20 protein-coding genes are annotated in these 26,597 nt (G+C 74.3%); 8 read left to right on the forward strand and 12 right to left on the reverse strand.

Going from position 1 to position 26,597, the window contains the following annotated elements; translation table 11 throughout:
- Positions 1–2: 2 nt before the first annotated feature.
- From ACFW3D_RS08180 to rsmI, 7 genes are all read right to left on the reverse strand, one after another.
- Positions 3–1,304: an acyltransferase family protein gene (locus ACFW3D_RS08180; protein ID WP_500502710.1), complete on the reverse strand. Its 1,302-nt coding sequence runs from the start codon at positions 1,302–1,304 to the stop codon at positions 3–5.
- Between the two features lie 82 nt (positions 1,305–1,386).
- Positions 1,387–2,292, reverse strand: coding sequence for a 4-(cytidine 5'-diphospho)-2-C-methyl-D-erythritol kinase (locus ACFW3D_RS08185; protein WP_500502712.1), 906 nt, complete (start codon positions 2,290–2,292; stop codon positions 1,387–1,389).
- A gap of 104 nt (positions 2,293–2,396) precedes the next feature.
- On the reverse strand, positions 2,397–3,290 hold the full coding sequence (gene rsmA, locus ACFW3D_RS08190; RefSeq protein ID WP_500502714.1) for a 16S rRNA (adenine(1518)-N(6)/adenine(1519)-N(6))-dimethyltransferase RsmA: 894 nt from the start codon (positions 3,288–3,290) through the stop codon (positions 2,397–2,399).
- 39 nt (positions 3,291–3,329) lie between these two features.
- A complete protein-coding gene (locus tag ACFW3D_RS08195) occupies positions 3,330–4,577 on the reverse strand; it encodes a resuscitation-promoting factor (protein ID WP_500502716.1) in 1,248 nt (415 codons plus the stop codon).
- 248 nt (positions 4,578–4,825) lie between these two features.
- Complete coding sequence (locus tag ACFW3D_RS08200) at positions 4,826–5,725, reverse strand: TatD family hydrolase (protein WP_500502718.1); 900 nt, start codon at positions 5,723–5,725, stop codon at positions 4,826–4,828.
- Between the two features lie 30 nt (positions 5,726–5,755).
- Positions 5,756–6,154 carry a hypothetical protein gene (locus tag ACFW3D_RS08205; RefSeq protein ID WP_500502719.1) on the reverse strand — a complete coding sequence of 133 codons (399 nt, stop codon included), beginning with the start codon at positions 6,152–6,154 and terminating at the stop codon, positions 5,756–5,758.
- 191 nt (positions 6,155–6,345) lie between these two features.
- A complete protein-coding gene (rsmI, locus tag ACFW3D_RS08210; RefSeq protein WP_500502721.1) occupies positions 6,346–7,242 on the reverse strand; it encodes a 16S rRNA (cytidine(1402)-2'-O)-methyltransferase in 897 nt (298 codons plus the stop codon).
- Between the two features lie 125 nt (positions 7,243–7,367).
- Here rsmI and ACFW3D_RS08215 point away from each other — a divergent pair, with 125 nt between their 5' ends.
- From ACFW3D_RS08215 to ACFW3D_RS08235, 5 genes are all read left to right on the forward strand, one after another.
- The gene (locus ACFW3D_RS08215; RefSeq protein ID WP_500502723.1) at positions 7,368–9,074 is read left to right on the forward strand and encodes a dolichyl-phosphate-mannose--protein mannosyltransferase; all 1,707 of its coding nucleotides are present in this window, start codon (positions 7,368–7,370) and stop codon (positions 9,072–9,074) included.
- 91 nt (positions 9,075–9,165) lie between these two features.
- Positions 9,166–11,589 carry a SpoIIE family protein phosphatase gene (locus ACFW3D_RS08220; RefSeq protein ID WP_500502725.1) on the forward strand — a complete coding sequence of 808 codons (2,424 nt, stop codon included), beginning with the start codon at positions 9,166–9,168 and terminating at the stop codon, positions 11,587–11,589.
- 166 nt (positions 11,590–11,755) lie between these two features.
- Positions 11,756–13,375, forward strand: coding sequence for a penicillin-binding transpeptidase domain-containing protein (locus ACFW3D_RS08225; protein ID WP_500502727.1), 1,620 nt, complete (start codon positions 11,756–11,758; stop codon positions 13,373–13,375).
- Positions 13,376–13,441: 66 nt separating this feature from the next.
- Entirely contained in the window at positions 13,442–13,927 is a 486-nt protein-coding gene (locus tag ACFW3D_RS08230; protein ID WP_500502729.1) for a YbaK/EbsC family protein, read from the forward strand.
- On the forward strand, positions 13,924–14,766 hold the full coding sequence (locus tag ACFW3D_RS08235; RefSeq protein ID WP_500502731.1) for an EamA family transporter: 843 nt from the start codon (positions 13,924–13,926) through the stop codon (positions 14,764–14,766). Before ACFW3D_RS08230 ends, ACFW3D_RS08235 begins: the two co-directional genes overlap by 4 nt.
- 577 nt (positions 14,767–15,343) lie before the next feature.
- Here the strand turns inward: ACFW3D_RS08235 and ACFW3D_RS08240 are convergent.
- Entirely contained in the window at positions 15,344–16,123 is a 780-nt protein-coding gene (locus tag ACFW3D_RS08240; RefSeq protein ID WP_500502733.1) for an SDR family NAD(P)-dependent oxidoreductase, read from the reverse strand.
- A 108-nt stretch (positions 16,124–16,231) separates the two neighbouring features.
- Between ACFW3D_RS08240 and ACFW3D_RS08245 the strand changes: the two genes are divergently transcribed.
- From ACFW3D_RS08245 to ACFW3D_RS08255, 3 genes are all read left to right on the forward strand, one after another.
- Entirely contained in the window at positions 16,232–17,887 is a 1,656-nt protein-coding gene (locus tag ACFW3D_RS08245; RefSeq protein ID WP_500502735.1) for an FAD-binding dehydrogenase, read from the forward strand.
- Between the two features lie 100 nt (positions 17,888–17,987).
- Entirely contained in the window at positions 17,988–19,193 is a 1,206-nt protein-coding gene (locus ACFW3D_RS08250; RefSeq protein ID WP_500502737.1) for a serine hydrolase domain-containing protein, read from the forward strand.
- 50 nt (positions 19,194–19,243) lie between these two features.
- Positions 19,244–22,651, forward strand: coding sequence for a S41 family peptidase (locus ACFW3D_RS08255; RefSeq protein ID WP_500502739.1), 3,408 nt, complete (start codon positions 19,244–19,246; stop codon positions 22,649–22,651).
- A 123-nt stretch (positions 22,652–22,774) separates the two neighbouring features.
- Here ACFW3D_RS08255 and ACFW3D_RS08260 read toward each other — a convergent pair whose 3' ends face one another.
- From ACFW3D_RS08260 to ACFW3D_RS08275, 4 genes are all read right to left on the reverse strand, one after another.
- Positions 22,775–23,035, reverse strand: coding sequence for a hypothetical protein (locus tag ACFW3D_RS08260; protein ID WP_500502740.1), 261 nt, complete (start codon positions 23,033–23,035; stop codon positions 22,775–22,777).
- Between the two features lie 98 nt (positions 23,036–23,133).
- Positions 23,134–24,027, reverse strand: a complete 894-nt coding sequence (locus tag ACFW3D_RS08265; RefSeq protein ID WP_500502741.1) for an SDR family oxidoreductase — start codon at positions 24,025–24,027, stop codon at positions 23,134–23,136.
- Positions 24,024–24,956, reverse strand: a complete 933-nt coding sequence (locus ACFW3D_RS08270) for an alpha/beta fold hydrolase (RefSeq protein ID WP_500502743.1) — start codon at positions 24,954–24,956, stop codon at positions 24,024–24,026. Before ACFW3D_RS08270 ends, ACFW3D_RS08265 begins: the two co-directional genes overlap by 4 nt.
- Positions 24,953–26,464 carry a flavin-containing monooxygenase gene (locus ACFW3D_RS08275; protein ID WP_500502745.1) on the reverse strand — a complete coding sequence of 504 codons (1,512 nt, stop codon included), beginning with the start codon at positions 26,462–26,464 and terminating at the stop codon, positions 24,953–24,955. Before ACFW3D_RS08275 ends, ACFW3D_RS08270 begins: the two co-directional genes overlap by 4 nt.
- Positions 26,465–26,597: the final 133 nt, after the last annotated feature.

Consider the following 26,597-nt stretch of genomic DNA (forward strand, 5'->3'; position numbering starts at 1 on the left):
GCTCAACCCCTGACGCGGCCCGCCCGTTCGACCAGGGCCCAGCCCGCGGCGGCCATGAGGACGGCGGCCGGGGCCGTGACGCGGAAGGCGATCAGGGTGGCCGAGTGGCCGTCGAGGAGGCCGCCGAAGCCCACGGCGGACAGGCCGAGGACGCCGAGGAGCGCCAGGGCGACGCCGAGCGCGGCACCGGGGCCGGAGAGCCGGCCCGGCGCCTGGGCGGGGCGCGGGGCCGGGGGGCGTTCGGCGCGGCGGAAGACGGCCACGAGGGCGGCGGTGAGGGCCGCCGCGGCGGCCACGCGCAGCGGCACCTGGGCCCACCAGGCGGCGGTGGCCGGGGCGGGCAGCGTGCCGCCCCGGGAGATCAGCGCGCCGTACACGGCGAGCATGGCCGTGAGGTGCCAGAGGAAGGCCGTCATCGCGATGCCGTTCGCGGCGACCACTGCGCGCCACACGCGCGGGCGCTCCAGCAGGCGTGCGGCGGGGCGGCGCAGCAGTTCGACCGCGCCGACCAGCCACACCCCGTGGCAGAGCAGGGCGAGCGTGGGCGGCGCCATGTTCGAGATCTTCTCGCCGGGCATCCCCACCATGGACAGCGGGTACGGGCCGAGCGCGACCAGTGCGACCGCCCCGGCCAGTCCGCAGCCGGCCATCGCCGCGGGGAGGCGAATGCGGCCGTCGGCGCGCAGGAAGCCCAGTTGGTGCACCGCGAGCCAGACGAAGGCGAAGTTCAGGAACGGCAGGTAGGGCACGTCGAGGGTGAAGCGCAGCACGTCCACCACGACCGCGCCGGCCGACAGCGCGGCGAAGGCGCCCCAGCCGTACCGCTCGTGCAGCCGCAGCAGCGGCGGGGTGAAGGCCACCATGCCGAGGTAGATCCCGATGAACCACAGCGGCTGCGCCACCAGCCGCGCCGCCACGTCCGGCACCGGGAGCAGCAGGGCGCCCGCGCCCCACACCGCGACGAACAGCATCGTCGGCCGCAGCAGCCGGCGCAGCCGGGCCCGCAGGAAGGCCGCGTAGCCGCCCCCGGAGCGCGCGACGGAGCGGTAGGAGAGGGCGTGCGAGAAGCCGCCGACGAAGAAGAACACCGGCATGATCTGCAGCACCCAGGTCAGCGGTTGCAGCGCCGGGCGCACCGCCAGCAGGTTGCCGATCTCGATGCCCCCGTCGTCCCCGGTGGTCACCGCCGCCATCAGCCAGTGCCCCAGCACGACCGTGGCCAGTGACGCCACCCGCAGGAAGTCGACGTAACGGTCCCGTGCCGCGGGTGTGGCCGCGGCGATCTCTCCGGCTGTCATCCCCATGCCGGAACGATGCCGCGCCGGGGCACCGGCCCGTCAGGCGCGCCCTACTCAACTCGCCCCGGAGGCCGGTGAGTAGGGGTACTCAGACCAGGGTCGCGCCCTGCGTGGGGCCGGTGGTGACCCGGACCTCGCGGCAGGTGCCGGAGGCGGCGAGGGCACCGGCGACGGCGTGCGCGGCCTCGGCGTCCTTGGCGAGGAAGGCGGTGGTGGGCCCGGAGCCGGAGACCAGGGTGGCCAGGGCGCCGGCCTCGGCGCCCGCGGCGAGGGTCGCGGCCAGCGAGGGGCGCAGGGACAGCGCGGCCGGCTGGAGGTCGTTCGCCAGGGAGGCGGCGAGGGCCACGGCGTCACCGGTGCGCAGCGCGTCGAGCAGGGCCGGGGACGCCTCCGGCTCCGGCACGGCCGCGTCGCCGCGCAGCCGGTCGCACTCGCGGTAGACCTCGGGGGTGGACAGGCCGCCGTCGGCGACGGCGAAGACCCAGTGGAAGCTGCCGCCGGTCTCCAGCGGCTCCAGCAGCTCGCCGCGGCCCCAGCCGAGGGCGGCGCCGCCCACCAGGCTGAAGGGGACGTCGCTGCCGAGCTCGGCGCAGATCTCGAGCAGTTCCTCGCGGCTCGCGCCGGTGCCCCACAGCGCGTCGCAGGCGACGAGGGCGCCCGCCGCGTCGGCGCTGCCGCCGGCCATGCCGCCCGCGACGGGGATGTCCTTGGCGATGTGGATGTGGACGTGCGGCTCCAGGCCGTACCGCGCGGCGAGCGCGAGGGCGGCGCGGGCGGCGAGGTTGCTCGCGTCCGCCGGGACCTGGCCGGCGTCCGGTCCGGCGACGGTGATCCGCAGTTCCTGGGCGGGAGTGACGGTGACCTCGTCGTACAGGCCGACGGCCAGGAAGACGTTCGCCAGGTCGTGGAAGCCGTCGGGGCGGGGCCCGCCCACCGCGAGCTGGACGTTGACCTTGGCGGGGACGCGGACGGTCACGGACGCGGGGCGGGTCACTGGCGCGGTTCTCCTCGGTGCGTGGGTCGTGCGGTGTGCGGCGCGCGATGCGTACGGGGGCGGGTCGCGCGCCGGGCACGGCGGCGCACCCATTGTGCCCTCTGCTACCGCCCGGGGGTGCCGGCCCCGCCGTGCTCGGCGATCGCCGCGAACTGCTCCACGGTCAGCGACTCGCCGCGTGCCTGCGGCGAGACCCCCGCGGCCACCAGCGCCTCCTCGGCCGCGGCGGCCGAGCCCGCCCAGCCGGCCAGCGCGGCCCGCAGCGTCTTGCGGCGCTGCGCGAAGGCGGCGTCCACGACCGCGAAGACCTGCTCGCGGGAGGCGGTGGTGGCCAGCGGCTCCTTGCGGCGGACCAGCGAGACCAGCCCGGAGTCCACGTTCGGGGCGGGCCAGAAGACGTTGCGGCCGATGGCACCGGCCCGCTTCACCTCCGCGTACCAGGCGGCCTTCACCGAGGGCACCCCGTACACCTTGGAGCCGGGCCCCGCGGCCAGCCGGTCGGCCACCTCGGACTGCACCATGACCAGGGTGCGCTCGATGCTCGGGAAGGTCGCGAGCATGTGCAGCAGCACCGGGACGGCCACGTTGTACGGCAGGTTGGCCACCAGCGCCGTGGGCGGCGGGCCGGGCAGCTCCTCGACCCGCAGCGCGTCGCTGTGCACGAGCGCGAAGTGGTCCGCCCGGCGCGGCAGCCGGGCGGCGACGGTCGAGGGGAGGGCCGCGGCCAGCACGTCGTCGATCTCGACGGCCGTGACGTGCTCGGCCGCCTCCAGCAGCGCCAGCGTGAGCGAGCCGAGCCCCGGACCGACCTCGACGACCACGTCGTCCGGCCGGACGTCCGCGGTGCGCACGATGCGGCGCACCGTGTTCGCGTCGATGACGAAGTTCTGGCCGCGCTGCTTGGTGGGGCGGACGCCCAGCGCGGCGGCCAGCTCACGGATGTCGGCGGGGCCGAGCAGGGCGTCGTCGGCGGGACCGGAGTGGTCGGTGGTGCTCACCGCTCAAGGGTATCCGGGCCCGGCGGGGCTTCCCGCGGGCTACGAGTAGAGCTTGCGGCCGCACACCGGCCAGGGGCCGGCACCGCGCTGGATGTACAGGCGCTTGGCGCGGTAGGTCTGCTCCTTGGCCGAGGCGTCCTGGGGGCGGCCGCGGCCGCCCAGGTTGCGCCAGGTGCGCCTGTCGAACTGGTAGAGGCCGCCGTAGGTGCCGGAGGCGTCCACCGCGTTCGGCCGGCCGCCCGCCTCGCACTGGCCGAGGGCCTTCCAGTTGAGGTGGTCGGCGCCCTCGACGCTGTCGGGGAGCGGCTTGGTGCCCACGCGCACGACCTGCCGCACGGGTTCGCGCAGCACCTCCTCGGCGATCCGGCGCGGCTTCTGCCGGACCCCGTCGACCGTGCGGTACGCGTACGTGACGCGGCGCAGCCCGTTCCTGCCCCGGGTGTCGACGGCGGTGGTGCCCTCGAACAGCGAGGGGTCCTCCGTCCGCTCGACGCGGAAGGGCACCGGCTCCTCGTGGACCTCGTCGTGGCCGCGGATGCGTTTGACGGAGATCGTCTGGCCCTCGCGGGGGAAGCTGTCGGGGTCGACGGAGGTGGCGTCGAGGCCGTGCAGCGCGATGCGGGCGTCGCGCAGCGCCTCGCCGACGGTGGCGGCGTTGGTGCGGACCGGCCGTTCACGGCCGTCGACGAGGAAGGTCACCTGCCGTTCGGTGCGGACGTCCAGTTCCAGCCCGTGGCGGCCGATGGCCTCGCCGCGGGAGGCGGACAGGTACGCGCCGTCGGCGCGCACGCCCAGCTGGCGCAGGGCGTCGTCGACGGTGCCGGCCGTGGTCCAGATCCGCCGCGGCCTGCCGTCCAGGGTGAGCGCGATCGGGCGCCCGTAGCGAACCGCGACGGTGTCGCCGTCCTGCAGCGCCGCGTCGGGTCGGGGGGCGACGATGTCGTGGTCGCCGACCCGGATGCCCTGGCGCTGCAGCAGTTCCTCGACGCTGCCGGCGAAGGTGTTCAGGGTGCGCGGCCGGCCGTCCACGCTGAGCTGCACGGCCTTGCCGCCGGCCAGGTAGGCGGTGCTGCCGCCCGCCAGGCAGGCGACGACCAGGGCCCGCGGCAGCAGCTTCCCCAGCGCGTCGGGGCGCCGGGCGGCGCGCCTGCGCCGGGCGGCCGCGCGCCCCGGACGCGGTTCGGCGTCCTCGGCGGCGGGGGCCGTGCCCGGTGTCCCGCGGTTGGGGCCGTCCGCGGAGGACCGTGTTCCGGCCCGCGTCGTGCCCGCCTTGCTCCTGTTGCTCACGGCGTACCTCCGGCCCGGTCCGATTCGGACCGAACCGGGACCATAGCGGAGGATTCATCACTCTCCCAAGCTGCTCGGTCACGCCGTGTCGCCGAACCGCGGGCCCGCTGCGCCGCTCGCGGCCGTGGTCAGCGGGCCCTGCCCCGCCCTCGGCGGCGGCCGTCCCGTCCGCCGGGCGTCCGGAATCGGACACCCGGCGTTACGCCGACCGCGGGACGCGCGGGACGTGACGGAGGAGCGACGCGGCGTCAGTAGCCGAAGGCGCGAGCGGTGTTGGCCCCGATGGCCGCGGCCAGCTCGTCCTCCGCGGCGCCCCGGGCGGCCGCCATGGCCCGCACGGTGACCGGGATCAGGTACGGGGCGTTGGGGCGGCCGCGGTGCGGGACGGGGGTGAGGAAGGGCGCGTCGGTCTCGACCAGGAGCAGCTCGGCGGGGGCGACGGCGACCGCGTCGCGCAGGTCCTGGGCGGACTTGTACGTGACGTTGCCGGCGAAGGACATGTAGTAGCCCTTGTCGGCGCAGAGCTTGGCCATCTCCGCGTCGCCGGAGTAGCAGTGGAAGACCACGGTGGCGGGCGCGCCCTCCTCGTCGAGGATGCGCAGCACGTCGGCGTGGGCCTCGCGGTCGTGGATGACCAGGGCCTTGCCGTGCCGTTTGGCGATGTCGATGTGGCGGCGGAAGGAGTACTGCTGGGCCTCGACGCCCTCGGGCCCGGTGCGGAAGTAGTCCAGCCCGGTCTCGCCGACGCCGCGCACCTGGGGCAGCGCGGCGAGGGCGTCGATCTCCGCGAGGGCGGCGTCCAGGGCGGGCAGCCCGCCCGCCTCGCGGGCGCCCTGGCGCGACCACCCGTCCGGATCCCCGTGGACGATCCTCGGGGCCTCGTTGGGGTGCAGGGCGACGGCCGCCCAGACGCCTTCGTACGCCCCGGCGGTGCGTGCCGCCCAGTGGGAGCCGTCGACGTCGCAGCCGACCTGGACCACGGTCGTCACGCCGACGGACGCCGCCTTCGCCAGCGCCTCCTCGACGCTGCCCTCCTGCATGTCGAGGTGGGTGTGCGAGTCCGCCACCGGGACCGCGAGCGGTTCGGGGAGGGGAGGGGCGGCGGACGCGTCCTTCTTGGGGCGCTGGCTCTGGTTCTGCTCGGGCATGCCCCAGATCCTAGGCGGGCGGCACAGTGCCTAGCTGTCGTCCCTCCTGCGGTGCAGCAGGTTGCGGGGCGACCAGTGCCGCGCCCGGCGCTCGGCGCCCTCCACAGCGGCCGAGGCCGGGACCCGGCGCATGTCGGAGGCCGCGGGCAGGGGGCCGGCGGTCGCGGTGGCCGACCAGGACCCGGCGACATCGGAGACCTGTCCGGCCCGCATGATGCGGACCTTGTGGCTCTCGCACTCCACGCACGTCGGCCGGGTCAGCGGGGACGGCACGCGCTTGCCGTCCGCCATGTACCAGACGACCTCCCGGCCCTGTGCGTCGACGTGGTGCTCGATCTCGTACGCCTGTTCCCACCCGCGCCCGCAGCTGATGCAGACGAAGGCGTACGCCTCACGAACCGTGCCATCGGTTCCGATGGTCTCGCTCATGGCAGCTCCTGATGCCCTCCGGACGAGGCGTCCGGTGCGGGACTTCCCTCTACCAGCGAACGCCCGGGAGGGCGTCGGCGACAGCAGCGGTGCCCTTTCTTGAGCCAGTTTTGGGCTGTGTGTGACACGGGGCCGAGCAGGCGGCCCAGGTTTTTCCCTCTCCTACGATAGGACTTTGCACCGTGCCGCGTTTAGCCGGTTGTGGGACGGTTCGCGGTGTGCTTGGCGGCGTGCTTGGCGGACACCACGGCGTCGAAGACCTCCCGCTTGGGCAGCCCCGCCTCGGCCGCCACGGCCGCGATCGCCTCCTTGCGGCCCTCGCCCGCCTCCTCGCGGACCCGGACCCGGCGGACCAGTTCGGTGGCGTCCAGCTCCTCCGGCCCGGTCTCGGGGGCGCCCTCCACCACGACCGTGATCTCCCCGCGCACCCCTTCGGCGGCCCAGGCCGCCAGCTCCTCCAGGGTGCCGCGCCTGACCTCCTCGTAGGTCTTGGTCAGCTCACGGCAGACGGCGGCCCGGCGCCCGGCGCCGAAGGCCTCCGCCATCGCCGCGAGGGTCTCGGCGAGGCGGTGCGGGGCCTCGAAGTACACCAGGGTGCGGCGCTCCCCCGCGGCCTCGCCGAGCCGGGCCCGCCGCTCACCGGCCTTGCGGGGCGGGAAGCCCTCGAAGCAGAAGCGGTCCACGGGCAGCCCGCTGAGGGCGAGCGCGGTGAGCACGGCGGACGGGCCGGGGACGGCCGTCACCCGGATGTCGCGCTCGACGGCCGCCGCGACCAGCCGGTAGCCGGGGTCGGAGACCGAGGGCATCCCGGCGTCGGTGACGAGCAGCACCCGGGCGCCCTCCTCCAGCGCCGTGACCAGCTCCGGGGTGCGGGCCGACTCGTTGCCCTCGAAGTACGACACGACCCGGGCGGTGGTGGTCACGCCCAGGGACTGGGTGAGCCGGCGCAGCCGCCGGGTGTCCTCGGCCGCGATCACATCGGCGCCGGCCAGCTCCGCGGAGAGCCGGGGCGGGGCGTCGGCGACGTCGCCGATGGGGGTCCCTGCGAGTACGAGTACGCCTGCGGCCGGTCCTGCGGAGCTAGTCACCGCCCCAGTCTCCCACCCGCGGCGCACCCGACCGGGGCCGGTGCGACGCCGCCGCGGCACGGCGGAGTACCCCCGGTTGGCCCGGTCCTCAGCACATACACATGCGGCTTCCCTACGATGGCCCGGTGACGAGTGACACCGCGACGCACGCGCACCGGGTCGAGGACGCACCGATGGCCGCGGAGGAGCAGAGCCCCTGGCAGCAGCGGCTGCGCCGCTTCGGCTACGCGGACCGCCCGCGCCCCGACGTGCGCGAGCGCCTGGTCGCGCCGTTCCCCGAGCCGGGGACACGGGCGTGGGCCGCGCTCGGCGTGGGCCCGGCGGCGGCGTCCCGGCTGGCCCGCTGGACGGGCTGGGGCGGCCCGCTGCTGGTGGCGCTCCTCGCGGGCCTGCTGCGGTTCTGGAACCTGGGCAGCCCGCACGCGGTGATATTCGACGAGACGTACTACGCGAAGGACGCCTGGTCGCTCCTGCAGTACGGCTACGAGGGCAGCTGGCCGGACAAGGCCAACGACCTGATCCTCGCCACCCCGCCCTCCGTGCCGCTCTCCGAGGCCCCCTCGTACGTGGTGCACCCGCCGGTCGGCAAGTGGGTGATCGCCTCCGGTGAGTGGATCTTCGGGCTGAACCCGTTCGGCTGGCGGTTCGCGATGGCGGTGCTCGGCACGCTGTCGGTGCTGATGCTCTGCCGGATCGGCCGCCGGCTGTTCCGCTCCACGGCGCTGGGCTGCCTCGCGGGCGGTCTGATGGCGGTCGACGGCCTGCACTTCGTGATGAGCCGCGTCGCACTGCTCGACCTCGTCGTCATGTTCTTCGTGCTGGCCGCCTTCGGCTGCCTGCTGATCGACCGCGACCGCGCGCGGGCCCGGCTCGCCGCCGCCCTGCCCGGAAACCGCCCGGACGACCGTGTCGCCTCCTTCACGTGGCTGGGCGTGCGACCGTGGCGGATCGCGGCCGGGATCTGCCTGGGCCTGGCGATCGGCACCAAGTGGAACGGCCTGTACGTGCTGGCGTTCTTCGGCGTCCTCACCGTGCTGTGGGACGCCGGCGCCCGCCGGGTGGCGGGCGCCCGCCACCCCCGGCTCACCGCGTTCTGGCTGGACGGGCTGTGGGCGGCGCTCAGCATGGTCGGCGTCGCCGTCGTCACGTACCTGCTGTCCTGGCTCGGCTGGTTCACCACCGGCAAGGGCTACGACCGCGACTGGGCCAAGGGCGACGGCGGCTTCCTCTCCGACTCCTGGGCGGCGCTGCGCAGCCTGTGGCACTACGAGTCGCAGGTGTACGACTTCCACGTCAACCTGCACTCCCCGCACACCTACCAGTCCAACCCCTGGAGCTGGCCGGTCCTGGGCCGTCCGGTGTCGTACTTCTACGAGTCCCCCAAGCTCGGCGAGGACGGCTGCACCGCGGCCGGCGGCTGCGCCCGCGAGGTGCTCGCCATCGGCACCCCGCTGCTGTGGTGGGCCGGGTGCTTCGCCCTGCTGTACGTCCTGTACCGCTGGATCTTCCGCCGCGACTGGCGCGCCGGCGCGATCGCCTGCGGCGTCGCCGCCGGTTACCTGCCGTGGTTCCTCTACCAGGAGCGGACGATCTTCCTCTTCTACGCGGTCGTCTTCGTGCCGTTCCTCTGCCTCGCGGTCGCGATGATGCTCGGCGCGATCCTCGGTCCCCCCGGTTCCAGTGAGCGCCGGCGCATGTGGGGCGCGGTCGGCGCGGGCACCCTGGTGCTGCTGATCGTCTGGAACTTCATCTACTTCTTCCCGCTCTACACCGGGCAGACCATCCCCATGGACGCCTGGCGCGACCGCATGTGGCTCGACACCTGGATCTGACCCCGCCCGGCGCAGAGGCCGCTGACCTGGTCGGTGACCGTTTGCAGGGGGCCGACCACGGACCTAGCGTGAACCCGAGGGAATGTCACGTATGTCCGCCCCCGATCGCACCGTGCCCGGTCAGGCGTCGGCGCTCGACAGCGCCGGCGCGGCTCTTGCGGTGGTCGACGCGGACGGGGTCCTCGTCCGCTGGACCGAGGTCGCCCGGAGGCTGCTGGGGTACGCGGCGGCGGACGTGCTCGGCAGGCCGGCCGCGATGCTGCTGGACGGACCGGACGGCAGGGGGCCGCAGGGGTTCACCGGGGAGTGGGCCGGGCCGGCCGCGCTGCGGCACCGCACCGGCGGGCGGCTGGACGTGGACCTGCGGGTGACCGGGCTGCCGGGGGCGGGCGGCACGGTGGACTGGCTGGTCTCCACCGCCGGGGTGCCCGCGTCCGTACTGGAGTCCGCCGCCGAGCTGAGCCCCTTCCCGATGGCGATCTGGGACAGCGACCTGCGCACCGCGTGGCTGAACGACGCGCTCGCCGAGCAGTTCGGCCTCTCCCGGGAGGAGCGCCTGGGCCGGCACCTGGACGAGTCGCCGCTCTACGCGAACACCGAGCAGGTCGAGGCCCTGCTGCGCGAGGTCCTGGAGAGCGGCGTCCCGGTGATCGACCGGGAGCTGAGCCAGCTGGACCGGCTGCGGCACCGGGCGTACGCGCTCTCCGTCTTCCGGATCGAGGACGTCCGCCACGGCCGGGCGGGCGTCTGCTCGGTCAATGTGGACGTCACCGAGAGCCGGCGGGCCAGGGACCGCATGACCGTACTGGGCCGCGCGGCGACCAGCATCGGGACCAACCTGGACGTCCTGCAGACCGCGCAGGACCTCGCCGACCTGCTGGTGCCGCTGCTCGCCGACTACGCGACGATCGACCTCGCGGAGTCGGTGCGGCTCGGCAACGCCCCCCTCACCCGGCTCGGCACGATGGAGGGCGGCAACGTCCCCGTCTTCCACCGGGCGGGCATCGCCTCGGTCCACGACGACTTCCGCGAGTCGCTGTACGCGCGCGGCAGCCCCGTCTTCGTCCCCCCGCACTCGCCGTTCGTCGAGGTGCTGAGCTCCGGCCGGACGTACATGGAGGCGGAGCTGGACACCGAGCCCGGCACGTGGCTGGAGGAGGACCCGCAGCGCCTGCACCGGGTCCTCGACCTCGGGATGCACAGCCTGCTGATCCTGCCGGTGTACGCGCGGGACGAGATCCTCGGTGTCGCCGTGCTCGTCCGCAGCGAGAACCCCACCCCGTTCGACGAGAACGACCGGACGCTCGCGGAGGAGCTGGTCAGCCGGGCCGCGCTCAGCCTGGACAACGCCCGTCGCTACACGCGCGAGCACACCATGGCGCTGACGCTGCAGCGCAGCCTGCTGCCCCGCAACCCGAGCGCCGGGTTCTCCCTGGAGACGATCTGGCGCTACCTCCCCGCGGACACCCAGGACGGGGTGGGCGGCGACTGGTTCGACGTGATCCGGCTGTCCGGCGCCCGGGTGGCCCTGGTCGTCGGGGACGTCGTGGGGCACGGGCTCAACGCGGCCGCCGCCATGGGACGCATCCGCACGGCGGTGAGCACCCTCGCGGGCCTGGAGCTGCCCCCGGACCGGCTGCTGTCCGCGCTGGACGACCTCGTCGTGCGGCTGGGCTTCGAGGACTTCGACGAGGGCTCGCCCGCCGCCGGCATCCTCGGCGCCACCTGCGTGTACGCGGTCTACGACCCCATCGACGAGCGCCTGACCATCGCCCGGGCCGGGCATCCGCCGCCGGTGATCGTGACCCCGGACGGCACGGCCGCCTTCCCGGAGATCCCCTCCGGGGCGCCGCTCGGCGTGGGGCTGCGGTCCTTCCCCTCGGTCGACCTGGAGCTGCCCGGGGGGAGCGTGATCGCCATGTACACCGACGGACTGGTCGAGACCCGGGACGGCGACATCGACGACGGGCTGGAGCGCCTGCGGGCCGCGCTCACCCGGCCGCCGGGCACCTCGCTGGAGGACCTGAGCGCCTCGGTGCTCGACCTGCTGCCCAAGCGCGGGCAGGACGACGACGTCGCGCTGCTGCTCGCCAGGACCTGCCGGCTCAGCGCCGACCGGGTGTTCAGCGTGGAACTGCCCGCCGATCCGGCGGCGGTCGGACGCGTGCGGGCCGAGGCCGTCCGGCAGTTGCGGGCCTGGGGGCTGGACCGGGTGCGGGCGGCCGCCGAGCAGATCGTCGGGGAGCTGCTGGCCAACGCCGTACGGCACGGGGAGGGACCCGTGCGGCTGCGGCTGGTCCGGCACATGAAGCTGTCCTGCGAGGTCTTCGACGCCGGTCCCGGCCCGCCGCTGCCGCGCCGTCCCGACCCCACCGACGAGGGCGGCCGGGGCCTGGTGATCGTCGCGGAGCTGTGCACACGGTGGGGTGTCCGCAGGACCGGGGAGGGCAAGATCGTCTGGGCGGAGCTGGCCCTCACGGACGAGGAGCGGCTCCCGCCCGGGCCGGAACGGTGACCGGCCGTGAAGCGGTCCCCACCGGCGGACTTTTCCGGTCCGTGGGAAGCGCGTGCCGAAGCTGTGACCCGGTGGACCACCCCAGGGTTCCCTCCGTCCCGTAGAGTGCGCTTGCATTGCCTCTTTTTTGAACACGTTCAGGGGGACCACGGGGAGGGTCGGTGCCATGCGCCGAGGAGTGAAGCTGGGGATCGTCGCCACGCTGACCGCGGGACTGGTGGGTACCGCGGCGTACGGGGCGTACAACATCTACGACGGGCTGACCGGGGGCGGCGGCTTCTCCGCCGAGCCCGCCCCGGTCGAGACCGGGCCGCCGACCGCGGCGGAGGTGAAGAAGACCGCCGCGGACTTCCTGGCCGCGTGGGCCAAGGGGGACGCCACCGCGGCGGGGGCGCTCACCAACGAGCCGGCGACCGCCTCCGAGGCCCTGTCCGCGTACCGCAAGGACGCGCACGTCGCCCGCGTACGGCTGACGCCGGGCACGGCCCGGGGGGACGTGGTGCCCTTCGATGTCGTCGCCTCGCTCTCCTACCAGGGCAAGACCTCCACATGGACGTACTCCTCGGCCCTCACCGTCTTCCGCGGCGAGACCACCCACCGCCCCCTGGTGGACTGGCAACCGGCGGTGCTGCACCCCAAGCTGACGGACGGTCAGTCCCTGGAGACCGGTGAGGCCGCCTCGCCGCCGGTGGTCGTCGTGGACCGCAACGGCAAGGTCCTGGACGCCGACGACTACCCCTCCCTCGCCTCCGTGCTGCCGCAGCTGCGCGAGCGCTACGGCGCCAAGCTGTCCGGCGGCAAGCCGGGCATCGAGACCTGGGTGAACGGTGCCGACGGCCCCGGGCAGACGCTGCACGTGATCACCAAGGGCACGGCCGCCAAGCTCCCCACCACCCTGGACGCACGCGTCCAGAAGGCCGCCGAACAGGCCGTCAAGCGCCGCAGCCAGTCGTCGGTCGCGGCGGTCAAGGCGAGCACGGGCGAGATCCTCGCCTTCGCCAACAACCCGTCGACCGACAACAACAACGCCTTCAACGCGCAGGTCGCCCCCGGCTCCACCTTCAAGGTCGTCACCGCCACGGCCCTGCTCGAGAGGGGCGTGACCCCGGGCACCCCGGCGCCGTGCCCGGCCACCGCGAACTACGACAACGGCAAGATGTTCCACAACGTGGAGAGTTCCTCCGACCCGTCGGCCACCTTCCGGCGGGACTTCGCGATCTCCTGCAACACCGGCTTCATCAAGCTCGCCGGCCGGCTCGACGAGTCCTCGGTCCCCTCGGTCGCCCAGCGCTACTACGGCTTCGGCCAGACCTGGAACGTGGGCGTCCCCGCCTGGGACGGCCGCGTACCCGGCGGCCCGGGCGACGAGATGACGGAGGAGATGATCGGCCAGGGCCAGATACAGATGAGCCCGCTCAACATGGCCTCCATCGCCGCCACCGTGCAGAACGGCGTCTTCCGCCAGCCCCGGCTGGTGGCCGCCGGCCTGATCGAGGGGCCCCTCGCGAAGGCCCGCAGCGGCCTGCCCTCCGGCGTCCGCGGCAACCTCAAGTCGATGATGCAGCTGACCGCGTCGAGCGGCACCGCCGCCGGCGCGATGCGCGGGGTCTACGGCGACGTCGGCGCCAAGACCGGCTCCGCGGAGGTCGGCGGCCAGGAACAGCCCAACGGGTGGTTCGTCGCGTTCCGCGGTGACGTCGCGGCCGGCGGAATGGTGCTGGAGGGCGGGCACGGCGGCGACTCCGCCGGGCCGATCGTCGCCTCGGTGCTGAAGGCCTCCTCGTGACCCGCTCCGTGACGCGTCCGCAAATGGCTTGGCACCGCCGCCCCGCCGGGGACTAGCGTGCCGGCCATGTCGACTTCAGCTGCAGCTCACCCCCGGTTCGCGGAGGCACTCACCGCGCTGGGCCTCCAGGTACCCGTGCGCGCCTTCCCGGACGCGACCCGCACCGCGGCGCAGGCCGCCTCGGCGGTCGGCTGCGAGCTCGGCCAGATCGTCAAGTCCCTGATCTTCACGGCGGACGGGGTCCCGGTGCTCGTGCTGATGGACGGCGCGTCCCGGGTCGACGTGGAGCGGGTCCGCGCCGAACTCGGCGCGACGGAGGTGCGGCGGGCCGACGCGGACCTGGTGCGCGAGACCACGGGGTACGCCATCGGCGGCGTACCCCCCTTCGGGCACCGCACGCGGACCACCGTCCTCGCCGACCGGGGACTGCTGGCGCACCCGACCGTGTGGGCGGCCGCCGGCACCCCGCACACCGTCTTCCCCATGGCACCCGCCGAACTGGTCGAGCACGCCGGGGCGACCCTCGCCGACGTCCGCGAACGCACCGCGTGACGCCCCTGATAGCGGCGGCCGTCCTGCTCGCGGCGGTCACCCACGCGGCGTGGAACGCCATCGCCCACGGCATCAAGGACCAGCTCGTCGCGTTCACCCTCGTCGGCGGCGGCGGCGCGATCTGCGGCGCGGCCGTCGCCGGGTTCGCGCCGCTCCCCGCCGCGGCGGCCTGGCCCTACCTGGCCGCGTCGGTGGGGATCCACATGGCCTACATGTACCTGCTCATGAAGTCCTTCACGCTGGGCGACTTCGGGCAGGTCTACCCCATCGCGCGGGGTGTCGCCCCGATGGTCGTGACGCTGCTGGCGGCGGTGTTCGTGGGCGAGGTGCCGGACGCCCTGCAGACCGCGGGCGTCGTCGTCGCCTCCGCCGGGCTCGGCGGGGCCGCCCTGTGGGGCATGCGCGGCCGCCGCAAGGACTGGCCGGCGGTCGGCGCGGCCGTGGGCACCGGCCTGACCATCGCCGCGTACACCGTCGTCGACGGCGTCGGGGTCCGCGCATCCGGCACCGCCCTGGGGTACGTCGCCTGGCTCCTGCTCATCCAGGGCACCCTGCTCGTGTGCTGCGCCCTCGCGGCGCGCGGCGCGGCGCTCCCCGGGCAACTGCGCCCGGTCGCCGGCCGCGGGCTCCTCGGCGGGGCGCTGTCCATGTCCGCGTACGGCCTCGTCCTGTGGGCCCAGACCCGGGGCGACCTCGCGCCCATCGCGGCCCTCCGGGAGACCTCCATCATCGCGGGGGCGGTCATCGGGGCGGTCTTCTTCAAGGAGCGGCTGGGGCGGTCCCGGGTCGTCGCAGCGCTTGTGGTTGTCGCGGGGATCGGGCTCATGCTCCACGTCTGACCGGGGCTTCGTCCGCGGGTGCGTTTGTGGTTGCGGGTGAGGTTTTTTCCCCGCCCGCCCTCCCGTGGCCCCGGGACGGTTGGTGCGGGTCGGCGCCCGGTTTCCTTAGTGGGCCGGGGGCGGGGCCTCCGGGGTGGGCATTCTGTACCGCATATTTATGTGCATGGCGGGCAATCCGAATAGGTGCCGCTCTGCCGCACAACAAATACACGTCAGCGTCCAGAACGCCCACCCCTACGACCCCACCCCCTCCCTATCGCGAGCGACCAACGCCCGGTGGGGGGTGATGAAGCAGTCCGGGGTGACCCCGGATTGCCTCCTCACCCCCTCCGGCCGTCATGCGCCCCAACGACGGGAGGGGGTGTGGCGGGGTGCGCCCGGAAGCGACGAGCGGTGATGCCGGTGACGCAACGGCCCGGCAAATCCGCGAGCGCTGAGGACGTGCGCCGGCGCGGCCCCGACCCACCGACGAACAGAGCGAGGCGGTCACTGACCGACCGGGGCAACGGGCGGGCGGCGGGAAAAAACCCCAACCGCAACCACAACGCACCCGCACACAAACAACCGGCCCGGGAAATCAGTCGAGCGCTGCGCGGAACGCGGAGCCGTTGATGAGGATGCCCCCGTCGACGGGGAGCGTGAGGCCCGTGATCCAGGACGCGTCGCGGGAGGCGAGGAACGCGACGGCCGCCGCGATGTCGTCCGGCTCGCCGACCCGCCCGAGGGGGTACACCCCGGCGAGCCGGTCGAGCGCGTCGTCACGCCCGGCCCACGCAGGCGTCCGCACCGTGCCGGGGGCGACGAGGTTGACCCGGACACCGCGCGGCGCGGCGTGCACGGCCAGCGTGCGGGTCAGCGAGGCGAGGCCCGCCTTGGCGGCGCTGTAGGCGTGGTTGCCGAAGTTCATGTGGCCGTTGACGGAGCCGATGCTGACGATCGCCCCGCGCCCGCCCGCCGCCGCGAGCAGCGGCAGCGCCGCGCGGGCGCAGCGCATGGCCCCGGTGAGGGTGACCTCGAGGTCCTCGTACCACTCCGCGTCGGGGACGTCCTCGAACCGCGGCGGGTCCACGTGGCAGGCGTAGGCGTTGTTGACCAGTACGTCGAGCCGCCCGAAGCGCTCGGCGGCGCAGCCGATCGCGGCGTCCACCGCGGCCTGGTCGACGACGTCGCACCGCACCGCCGCGGCCCGGCCGCCGGTCTCCGCGGCGAGGGCCTCCGCCGTCGCGGTGGCGCGCTCCGCGTCCAGGTCGGCCAGGACGACGTCCGCGCCCTCGGACATCAGGCGCCGGGCGGTCGCCGCGCCGATGCCCTGCGCACCTCCGGTGACGACGGCGACGTGTCCCTCGAACCTGCGCATCGGGTCATCCCCCGCCGGCGAGCGATTTGCGAGGCGCTGACCTCTCGCCTCCTTACTCGCGCGTAGCGTAACGTGCCTGCACACCAAAGGGGAGCGGAAAGGCACACCATGGCGCTGGACGCGGACGTCATCGTCGTCGGAGCTGGACTGGCGGGTCTGGTCGCGACGGCCGAACTGGCCGACGCGGGCCGCAAGGTCCTCCTGCTCGACCAGGAGCCGGAGAGCAACCTCGGCGGCCAGGCGTTCTGGTCCTTCGGCGGGCTGTTCCTCGTCGACTCCCCCGAGCAGCGCCGGATGCGGATCAAGGACAGCCGCGCACTCGCCCTGCAGGACTGGATGGGCACCGCGGGCTTCGACCGCGCCGAGGACCGGTGGCCGCGCAAGTGGGCCGAGGCGTACGTGGACTTCGCCGCGGGCGAGAAGCGGTCCTGGCTGCACGCGCAGGGGATGCGGTTCTTCCCGGTGGTCGGCTGGGCGGAGCGCGGGGGCTACCTCGCCACCGGGCACGGCAATTCGGTGCCGCGCTTCCACATCACGTGGGGCACGGGCCCGGGCGTGGTGGCGCCGTTCGAGCGCCGGGTGCGGGAGGCGGTCGCCAAGGGCCTGGTGGAGCTGCGCTTCCGGCACCGCGTGACGGCGCTGACGACGACGGGCGACGCGGTGGACGGCGTCGCGGGCGAGGTCCTGGTGGACAGCGACGCGGAACGCGGCCACGCGAGTTCGCGGGAGATCCGCGCCGAGTTCCAGCTCAAGGCGCAGGCGGTGATCGTCACTTCGGGCGGCATCGGCGGCAACCACGACCTGGTGCGCAAGGCCTGGCCCAAGCGGCTGGGCACGCCGCCGCGCAAGCTGCTGTCGGGCGTTCCGGCGCATGTGGACGGGCTGATGCTGGGGATCGCCGAGACGGCCGGGGCACACCTGATCAACGGCGACCGGATGTGGCACTACACCGAGGGCATCGAGAACTGGGACCCGATCTGGGCCAGGCACGGCATCCGCATCCTGCCGGGCCCGTCGTCCCTGTGGCTGGACGCGACCGGCAAGCGGCTGCCGGTGCCGCTCTTCCCCGGCTTCGACACGCTGGGGACGCTGGAGCACATCATGCGCTCGGGCCACGAGTACACGTGGTTCGTCCTCACCCAGAAGATCATCGAGAAGGAGTTCGCGCTGTCGGGCTCCGAGCAGAACCCGGACCTGACCGGGAAGAGCGTGCGCGACGTGCTCAAGCGCGCGCTGCCGGGGGCACCGGGGCCGGTCGAGGCGTTCAAGCGGCACGGCGTGGACTTCGTCGTGGAGGACGACCTGGCGGCGCTGGTGCGCGGCATGAACGCGCTCACCAAGGACGACCTGATCGACGAGACCGCGCTGCGCCGCGAGATCGAGGCCCGCGACCGCGAGATCACCAACACCTTCACCAAGGACCTGCAGGTCACCGCGATCCGCGGGGCCCGCAACTACATCGGCGACAAGCTGATCCGCACCGCGGCGCCGCACCGGCTGCTGGACCCGAAGGCGGGACCGCTGATCGCCGTGCGCCTGAACGTCCTGACCCGCAAGTCGCTCGGCGGGATGGAGACCGACCTGGACGCGCGGGTGCTGCGCGCCGACGGCGAGCCGCTGCCGGGGCTGTACTCGGCGGGCGAGGCGGCGGGCTTCGGCGGCGGCGGGGTGCACGGCTACCGCTCGCTGGAGGGGACCTTCCTCGGCGGCTGCATCTTCTCCGGCCGTACGGCGGGCCGCGCGGCCGCGAAGGCGACCGCCTGACGACCCCCGGGGCGCCTCCTTGCGCTGCCGTTCCGTGCCGACCCCGGTCCTGACCGGTGCCGGGCGGGGGGCACCATGGGAGGAGCAACAACGGCGGCGCATGGTGGGAGCACGGGCTGTGGTGGACGTCCACGGGGCAGTGACGGAAGGCTTTGAGCCAGTCCGGGAGGCCTTCCTCCGGAACTTCGAGGAGCGGGGCGAGCGCGGCGCGGCCGTGGCGCTGTACCGGGACGGCCGCAAGGTCGTGGACCTGTGGGCGGGCTCCGCCGACGGGCACGAGGACGGTGGCGGCGGCGCGCCCTGGGCGGAGGGCACCGCGCAGGTGGTGCGTTCGGCCACGAAGGGCGTCGCGGCGGCGTGCCTGCTCCTGCTGCACCAGCGGGGCCAGCTCGACCTGGACGCGCCCGTCGGCACGTACTGGCCCGAGTTCAAGACCGCGGGCAAGGAGCGCGTCACGGTGCGCGACGCCCTGGCGCACCGGGCCGGTGTTCCGGCGCTGGACACCCCGCTCACCCCGGCGCTGGCGCAGGACGGCACCAGCGGTCCGCGCGCGCTCGCGGCGCAGGCCCCGTTCTGGGCGCCGGGGACGGACCACGGCTACCACGCGCAGACGTACAGCTGGCTGATCGGCGAGCTGGTGCAGCGCGCGAGCGGCGGCCGTTCCCTGGGCCGCTACGTGGCGGAGGAGATCGCCCGCCCGCTCGGTCTCGACCTGTGGATCGGGCTGCCGGCCGGCGAGGAGGGCCGGGTCGGCCGGATCGCCGCCGTGGAGACCCCGCCGCCGCCGGCCGCGGCCGGGCTGCGGGCGCGGCCCAAGCGCAACGTGACCGAGGCGTACGAGGACCCGTCGTCGCTGACCCGGCGGGCGTTCGGCGCGATCGACCCGCTGCCGGACGAGAACGACCCCGGGTACCACGCGGCCCAGCTGGCGGCCTCCGGGGGCATCGCCACCGCCCGCTCGCTGGCCCGCTTCTACGCCGCGCTGATCGGGGAGGTCGAGGGCCCCGGCACCCGGCTCTTCGCCCCGGCGACGCTCACCTCGGCGCGCACCCCGGAGTCGGAGGGCCCGGACCGCGTGCTGGTGGTGAACACCCGCTTCGGCCTGGGCTTCATGCTGCACGGCCCGGCCGCCCCGCTGCTGTCCCCCGGCTCCTTCGGCCACCCCGGCCGCGGCGGGTCCCTGGGCTTCGCGGACCCCGGCGAGGGCGTCGCCTTCGGCTACGTCACCAACGGCATGCAGAAGAACGTGACCGCCGACCCCCGTGCCCAGGCGCTGGTCCGTGCGGTGCGGGAGTGCCTGCGCTGACGACGGCCGGAAAAGTTGCCCGGGCTCCGGGAGCCGCGAACGATGGATGAGTGAGCGACGCCGCATACCTCCGGTTTCCGCATGTTCACGGCGAGCGGCTCTGTTTCGTCGCCGAGGACGACATCTGGGTCGCGCCCCTGGACGAGGGGCGCGCGTGGCGGGTGACGGCCGACCGGATCCGGGTCGGGCATCCGCGGTTCTCCCCCGACGGCTCGGTGATCGCCTTCAACAGCTGGCGCTCCCTCGATCCCGAGGTGTACGTCGCGCCGGTCGAGGGCGGCCCGGCCCGCCGGCTGACCTACTGGGGCAGCACCGACTGCCGTGTGCGCTCCTGGACGCCGGACGGCCGGATCCTGGCCGTCTCCTCCCACGGCGAACCGTTCTCGCACTACACCTGGGCCTACGCCGTCCCCGACGAGGGCGGCCCGGGCAGCCGCCTGCCCTGGGGCCCGGCGTCCGACATCGCCGTGGACGACAGCGACGAGGGCGGACACCGGACGCTGCTGCTGACGGCGACCGCGCCGCACGAGCCGGCCTCGTGGAAGCGGTACCGGGGCGGGGCGACCGGGCGGCTGTGGCTGCAGTGCCGCCGGCTGGTGCCGGAGGTCGACGGCCACCTGGAGTCGCCGATGTTCGTCGCGGGGCGGATCGCCTTCCTCTCCGACCACGAGGGGATCGGCAACCTGTACTCCTGCCTGCCGGACGGTACGGACCTGCGGCGGCACACCGACCACGCCGACTTCTACGCCCGCAGCGCCGCCACCGACGGCACGCGCGTGGTCTACCAGTGCGCGGGCGAGGTGTGGCTGGTCGACGACCTCGGCCCGGGATCGGTGCCGCGCCGCCTCGCCGTCGACCTCGGCGGCCCGCGCGCCGGGCGGAGGCCGTACCAGGTCCCGGCCTCGGCGTACCTGGACGGGCTGGCGGTGGACCGCACCGGCCGTGCCAGCGCGGTGTGCGTACGCGGCAGCCTGTACTGGCTCACCCACCGCGACGGGCCGGCGCGCACCATCTCCGACGAGCCCGGGTCACGGGTCCGGCTGCCGGTCATGCTGGGCGACACCGGGCGGATCGCCTTCGTCACCGACGCCGAGGGCGAGGACGCCATCGAGATCGCGGCGCTGCCGGGCCGCCCCGCGGCGCTGGCCGCCGCCGACATCGCCGACGCCGACGACGCCGTCGCGCAGGCGCTGCGGGCCGCGGAGGAGGAGGCCGCGGAAGGGGAAGCCGCGGAAGGGGAAGCCGCGGAAGAGGGGGAAACGGCGCAGGACCTCGCGTCCGCCGAGGGGCAGACCGTGCCGCGCCCCCCGTGCCGCAGCGGCGGCACACGGCTGGCGTGCGGACTGCTCGGCCGGGTCCACGAACTGGTGCCCTCCCCGGACGGCCAGATCCTCGCCGTGGCCTCCCACGACGGGCGGCTGCTGATGGTCGACGCGGAGTCGGGCATGGTGGCCGAGCTGGTCCGCTCCTCCAACGGCCCCGTCCGTGACCTGTCCTTCTCCCCGGACTCCAACTGGATCGCCTGGTCCCACCCCGTCATCGGCCGTTCGCTGCGCAAGATCCGGATCGCCCGGCTCAGCCCGGACCCGGAGACCGGCAAGCACACCCTCATCGACGTCACCAACGGCCGCTTCGAGGACGAGCAGCCGGTCTTCACCCGCGACGGGCGCTACCTGGCCTTCCTGTCCTGGCGCGGCTTCGACCCCGTCTACGACGTCCACACCGGCGACCTGTCCTTCCCGCTGGGCTGCCGCCCGCACCTCGTACCACTGCACTCGGCGACGCCCTCGCCCTTCGCGCTGCCCGTGGAGGGCCGGCCGCCGGGGGGCGGGCTGGATCCGACCGGCTTCGCCGAGGGGCCGCTGGCGGTGGAGGCGGCCGGGCTGCCGATGCGGGTGACGCCCTTCCCGGTGCCGGCCTCCAAGTACAGCTCGCTGGAGGCGGTGCGCGGCGGGCTGACCTGGCTGCGCTGGCCGATCTCCGGCGCGCTCGGCGAGACCTTCGTCAACCCGACCGACCCCTCGGCCCGCCCCACGCTGGAGTACTTCGGCCTGGCCAAGTCCAAGCGGGTCGAGCTGGTGCGGCACATGGACTGGTACCGGGTCAGCGGCGACGGCACGCAGTTGGTGGTCTTCGACGAGGGCGACCTGACGGTGGTCCCGGCGTACGAGCCGGGCGACCTGGACTCCACCGTCTACATCGACATGCGGCGGATCCTGCACGAGGCGAACCCGCCCACCGAGTGGCGGCAGGCGTTCGACGAGGCCGGGCGGATCATCCGCGACTACTTCTGGGCGCCGGACATGTGCGGCATCGACTGGCCGGCGATCCTCGACCAGTACCGTCCGCTGGTGGAACGGGTCGCCACCCCGGACGAGTTCGCCGACCTGCAGCGGGAGGTCCTCGGCGAACTGGGCACCTCGCACGCGTACGTCGCGTCCGCCCGCCGCAGCGAGGGGCCGCCGCACTACCAGCGGCCGATCGGGCTGCTCGGCGTCAACTTCGTCCACACCAAGGACGGCCGCTGGGTGGTCACGCGCATCCTGCCCGGGGAGTCCTCGGACTCCAAGGCCCGTTCGCCGCTGGCCGGCACCGGGATCCTGGAGGGCGCCGCGCTCACCCATGTCGACGGGCGTGCCGTCGACCCGGAGGCCGGGCCCGGCCCGCTGCTGTCGGCCGCGGGCGGCACCACGGTGGAGCTGACCTTCGCCCCGCCCGACGGCGGGCATCCGCGCCGGGTCGCGGTGGTGCCGCTGGTGGACGAGCGGCCGCTGCGCTACCAGGACTGGGTGGCCAAACGACGCGCGGTGGTACGGGCGTTGAGCGAGGGGAAGTGCGGTTATCTGCACATCCCCGACCTGGGGGGCTCGGGCTGGGCGCAGTTCAACCGCGACCTGCGCATCGAGATCGTCCATCCGGCGCTCATCGTCGACGTGCGCGGCAACGCGGGCGGCAACATCAGCGACCTGGTGGTGGAGAGCCTGACCCGCAAGATCCTCGGCTGGGACCACACCCGCCACGCGCAGCCGGTGAGTTATGCCGGCAACGCCCCGCGGGGCCCGATCGTGGCCCTGGCGGACGAGGCGACGGCCTCCGACGGCGACATGATCACCGCCACCTTCCGGCTGCTGGGCATCGGCCCGGTGGTGGGCCACCGCACCTGGGGCGGCGTGGTCGGCATGACCGGCCGGCACCGGCTGGGCGACGGCACGGTCATCACGGTGCCGATGAACGCCGCCTGGTTCGAGGCCTACGGCTGGGCGGTGGAGAACTACGGCGTGGAACCGGACATCCCGGTCATCCGCACTCCGCTGGACTGGGCGGAGGGCCGCCGCACCGACCTGGAGGTCGCCGTGCAGACGGCACTGGACCTGCTGGAGAAGCACCCGGCCTCCACACCGCCCGATCTGTCCGACCGCCCGGACCGGCGGCGGCCCCCGCTCCCCCCGCGTCCCTGAGCCGGCCCTCCCCGCCGGGGGCGGCCGGAGGTCCCGCCGTGGCCGGGGGTCCCGCGGAGGCCGACGGAAGGGGCGCGCCCGGTACGGACGCGCCCCTCCTCGTTCAGGCCTGGACCACGCGGGTCAGGACCGGTCCCGCCGCTCGTCGATCTCCTCAGGCGAACGCCGGCGTTCGCGGTCGCCCTTGGGCATCGACTCGGGCTTGGACGGCTGGCCGTGGCCGGGCTCGCGGTGCTGCGGCTTGCCCTGCTGGCGCATCGGGTCACCGGCCATGCCCTGAGCACGCTCACGGGTCTGGCCGATGCGCTCCTGCCCCTGGGGCTGAGCCTGCGGGCGGTGCTGCTGCTGCCCGGCCTTGTTTCGCGTGGGGTCGTTCTTGCCCATGATCACTCCTTCGTGATGTGCGGAATGGGCCTCCATCAGGCTGACACGGCCGGACACAGTACGCATTTCGGACGAACGCGGTCCGTGAACGGCGCTGGTCAGACGGGCCTTTCCGACCGGGCGCGCTCGTCGGCGGCACCGCCACGGCCGACGAGTCCGTGCCGGACGCCCCCCGCGGCGGCGATCCTCGGCTCCTGGCGGCGCATCTCGCGCTGCCCCAGGACACCCCCGATCAGACCGGGCAAGTACCCGCGCACGGACTGCATTCCGCGCAGCCACCACTGGGCGTAGACATGCGACGAGCGGCGCGCGACGCCGTCCGCGATGCGCTCCACCGCCGGTTCCAGCGGGTAGGTGCGGTTGGCCGGCCAGGGCAGCCGGGCGCGGGCCTCGCGCATCACCTCGTCCTCGTCGGCGCCGCGCACCATGTCGGTGTCGGTCCAGCTCAGGTACCCCACACCGACCTTGACCCCCTTGAAGCCGACTTCGGCGCGCAGGCAGTGCGCGAAGGCCTCGACCCCCGCCTTGCTGGCGCAGTACGCGGTCATCAGCGGCGCCGGGGTGATCGCGGCGAGGGAGGCGATCTGCAGCAGGTAGCCGCGCGACGCGAGGAGCGCCGGGAGGAACGCACGGGCGGTGACCACGCTGCCCAGCAGGTTGACCTGGATGACCCGTTCGAAGTCGGCGGGGTCCACGTCCGGGAACGGACCACCTGTCGCCACACCGGCGTTGGCGACCACGACGTCCACCCGGCCGTAGCGCTCCAGGACCTCCGCGGCCACCCGGGCCATCGCCTCCCGGTCGGTGACGTCGGCCGTCCAGTACCCCGCGTCCGGACCGATCTCCCCGGCGACCCGCCGGAGTTCCTCCGGCTCCAGCCCCACCAGGGCCAACCGGGCGCCGCGCGCGGCGAGTTTGCGGGCCAGCAGCGCCCCCACCCCGCGGGCGGCGCCGGTCACCACCGCGACCTGCCCGTCCAGCGACCTGCTCATGCCGTCTCCTCCTTGACCTGGGCCCCCGGCCGCAGATGGTCCTCGACGAGAGTGCGTACGACGCCCGCCACCGCGGCCGGCGCCTCCAGCGGCGTCATGTGGCCCAGGCCCGGCAGTTCGGTGAGCCCGGCGAAGCGGGAGAGCCGGGCGGCCATGCCGTGGGCGTGCACCGGCGGGGTGAGCTTGTCGGCGCCGCCCACCAGCACGGCGGTGGGCGCGCGCAGCGCGGAGACGCCCGCGTCCAGGTCGAGCCCGGCCAGCACCCGGCCCCACGCGGCGCGTTGCCGACGCCCGCAGGCGTGCACGATGCGGGCGGTGGCGGCCACCAGTTCCCGGCTCGACGCCGCGCCCAGGATCCCGTACTTCAGCGCGGCCCGGGTCACCGCGGACTGCGGGCCCAGCGGTGCCGAACTGACCAGCAGGAAGCGGTGGAAGGCATCGCGCACCCGCTTGCTGCGCACCCGCGGCGGCAGCACCGCGGCCTCGGCGAGCAGCCGCCCGCTGCCGGTGCTGGCCAGCAGCACCGCGGCCGTGCGGGTCTGCACGGCCGCGCGGTCGCCGGCCGCCATCGCGGTCATCCCGCCCATGGAGTGGCCGACCAGCACCGCCTTCTCGTCGCCCTCGACGGCGGCCTCCAGGACCGCGGTGAGGTCGTCGGCGAGCGCGCCGGTGCCGTAGCCGCCGCGGCGCGGGGTGCCACTGCCGCCGTGGCCGCGCTGGTCGTAGGCCACGACCCGGTACTCCCCGGCGAGTTCGTGGATGAGCGGGGCCCAGAAGAGGGTGCTGCAGGTCCAGCCGTGGATCAGCACCACGGTGGGTGCGGTGCCTGCCTCGGGGCCGTACTCCTCCACGTGGATCGCGGTGCCGTCCGCGGACCGCACGGAGTGCGTGCGCCGGGCGGCCGGAAGGTCGAAGACGGACGCGGTCACGAGGCCACCTCCACGCGCTCCGCGCGTTCCTCGGGGGCGCCGGCCGGCACGGTCTCGTACTCCTGGAGGTCCAGCCGGCGCGTGGCACGCCGGAACTCCGCGGTGGTCCCGGGCCAGACGGTGGTGTTGCGGCCCTGCTCGTCCAGGTACCAGCTGACGCAGCCCCCGGTGTTCCACACCGTACGGGTCATGCGGCGCTGCACCTCGTCGTTCCAGGACCGCACGGCCTCCGGGCGGGCGTCGAGCGCGGCGGCCCCGGTGGTGTCCAGGGCGCGCAGGTATGCGACGACGTAGTTCAGCGAGGACTCGATCATGAGGATCATCGAGCTGTTGCCCAGGCCGGTGTTGGGCCCGATGACGAACAGCAGGTTGGGGAAGCCGTCGACGGCGCAACCGCGCAGCGCGGCCATGCCGCCCTTCCAGTGCTCGGCCAGCGAGCGGCCGTCGGCGCCGAACACCCGCTCACCGATGGGCATGTCGGTGACGTGGAAGCCGGTGCCGAAGACGATGGCGTCGGCCTCGCGCTCGGTGCCGTCGGCCATGACGAGGGTCGAGCCGCGCACCTCCTTCAGCGCCGAGGCGACGACCTCGGTGTTGGGCCGGGCGAGCGCCGGATAGTAGTCGTTGGACAGCAGGATGCGCTTGCAGCCGATCCGGTAGTCGGGGGTCAGCTTGGCCCGCAGCGCCGGGTCCTTGACGGCCTTGCGCATGTGCGAGGCGGCCATGGCCTGCGCGCCGCGCATCATCGCCGGGCGTTTGGTGAACGCGCCGACCTGGAACTCGCGGATCAGCCAGAGCAGTCCGCGCCGCGCCTTGGCGGTGGCGGGCACCTTGTCGTGCAGCCACCGCTCGGCCCGGCTGATCCCGCGGTCCATGCGCGGCATCACCCACGGGGGCGTCCGCTGCACCACGGTCAGGCTCTCCACCTCGGGCTGGATCGCGGGCACGATCTGGATCGCGGAGGCCCCGGTGCCGACCATGGCGACCCGCTTGCCCTTGAGGTCGAAGTCGTGGTCCCACTGCGAGGAGTGGAAGACCCGTCCCGGGAAGGCGTCGAGGCCCGGCACGTCCGGCAGCCTGGGGTCGGACAGCGGCCCGGTGGCGGAGACCACGACGTCGGCGGTGAGTTCGCCGCGAGAGGTGGTGATGCGCCAGTGCCGGGCGCCGGCGTCCCAGCGGGCCTCGGTCACCTCCGTGCCGAGGCGCAGATGCGGGCGGAGGCCGAACGTGTCCGCGACCCGTTCCAGGTAGGCCCGGATGTGCGGCTGGCCCGAGAAGGTGCGCGGCCACTGCGGGTTGGGCGCGAAGGAGAACGAGTACAGGTGCGAGGGCACGTCGCAGGCGCACCCCGGGTAGCTGTTGTCCCGCCACGTCCCGCCGACGGAGTCCCGGCGTTCCAGCACGACGAAGTCGGTGATCCCCTCGCGTCGCAGCCGGACGGCGGCGCCGAGTCCGCCGAACCCCGATCCGATCACCGCAACCCGCACGTGTTCGCTGTGTCCGGCCATACCGCCGCCTCTCGGTGCCGCCCCGCTGCCGAATTGCGCCAGTGTTCACTGGCGCGGTTCGGAGCGTAGACCAGAAGGCGTTACCAGCGGTAGATGTCGGGCCGCGCGATGTGCCGCGCACACCGCATAGGCT

The sequence above is a fragment of the Streptomyces sp. NPDC058864 genome (assembly GCF_042742985.1).
Lineage (GTDB): Bacteria > Actinomycetota > Actinomycetes > Streptomycetales > Streptomycetaceae > Actinacidiphila.

What these genes read in the sequence shown, in the direction of transcription:
- ACFW3D_RS08250 (WP_500502737.1), top strand. Translation starts at nt 17,988, where the DNA reads ATGGTGGGAGCACGGGCTGTGGTGGACGTCCACGGGGCAGTGACGGAA.
- ACFW3D_RS08225 (WP_500502727.1), top strand. Translation starts at nt 11,756, where the DNA reads ATGCGCCGAGGAGTGAAGCTGGGGATCGTCGCCACGCTGACCGCGGGA.
- ACFW3D_RS08265 (WP_500502741.1), bottom strand. Translation starts at nt 24,027, where the DNA reads ATGAGCAGGTCGCTGGACGGGCAGGTCGCGGTGGTGACCGGCGCCGCC.
- ACFW3D_RS08245 (WP_500502735.1), top strand. Translation starts at nt 16,232, where the DNA reads ATGGCGCTGGACGCGGACGTCATCGTCGTCGGAGCTGGACTGGCGGGT.
- ACFW3D_RS08240 (WP_500502733.1), bottom strand. Translation starts at nt 16,123, where the DNA reads ATGCGCAGGTTCGAGGGACACGTCGCCGTCGTCACCGGAGGTGCGCAG.
- ACFW3D_RS08220 (WP_500502725.1), top strand. Translation starts at nt 9,166, where the DNA reads ATGTCCGCCCCCGATCGCACCGTGCCCGGTCAGGCGTCGGCGCTCGAC.
- ACFW3D_RS08275 (WP_500502745.1), bottom strand. Translation starts at nt 26,464, where the DNA reads ATGGCCGGACACAGCGAACACGTGCGGGTTGCGGTGATCGGATCGGGG.
- ACFW3D_RS08260 (WP_500502740.1), bottom strand. Translation starts at nt 23,035, where the DNA reads ATGGGCAAGAACGACCCCACGCGAAACAAGGCCGGGCAGCAGCAGCAC.
- ACFW3D_RS08200 (WP_500502718.1), bottom strand. Translation starts at nt 5,725, where the DNA reads ATGCCCGAGCAGAACCAGAGCCAGCGCCCCAAGAAGGACGCGTCCGCC.
- ACFW3D_RS08205 (WP_500502719.1), bottom strand. Translation starts at nt 6,154, where the DNA reads ATGAGCGAGACCATCGGAACCGATGGCACGGTTCGTGAGGCGTACGCC.
- ACFW3D_RS08180 (WP_500502710.1), bottom strand. Translation starts at nt 1,304, where the DNA reads ATGGGGATGACAGCCGGAGAGATCGCCGCGGCCACACCCGCGGCACGG.
- ACFW3D_RS08230 (WP_500502729.1), top strand. Translation starts at nt 13,442, where the DNA reads ATGTCGACTTCAGCTGCAGCTCACCCCCGGTTCGCGGAGGCACTCACC.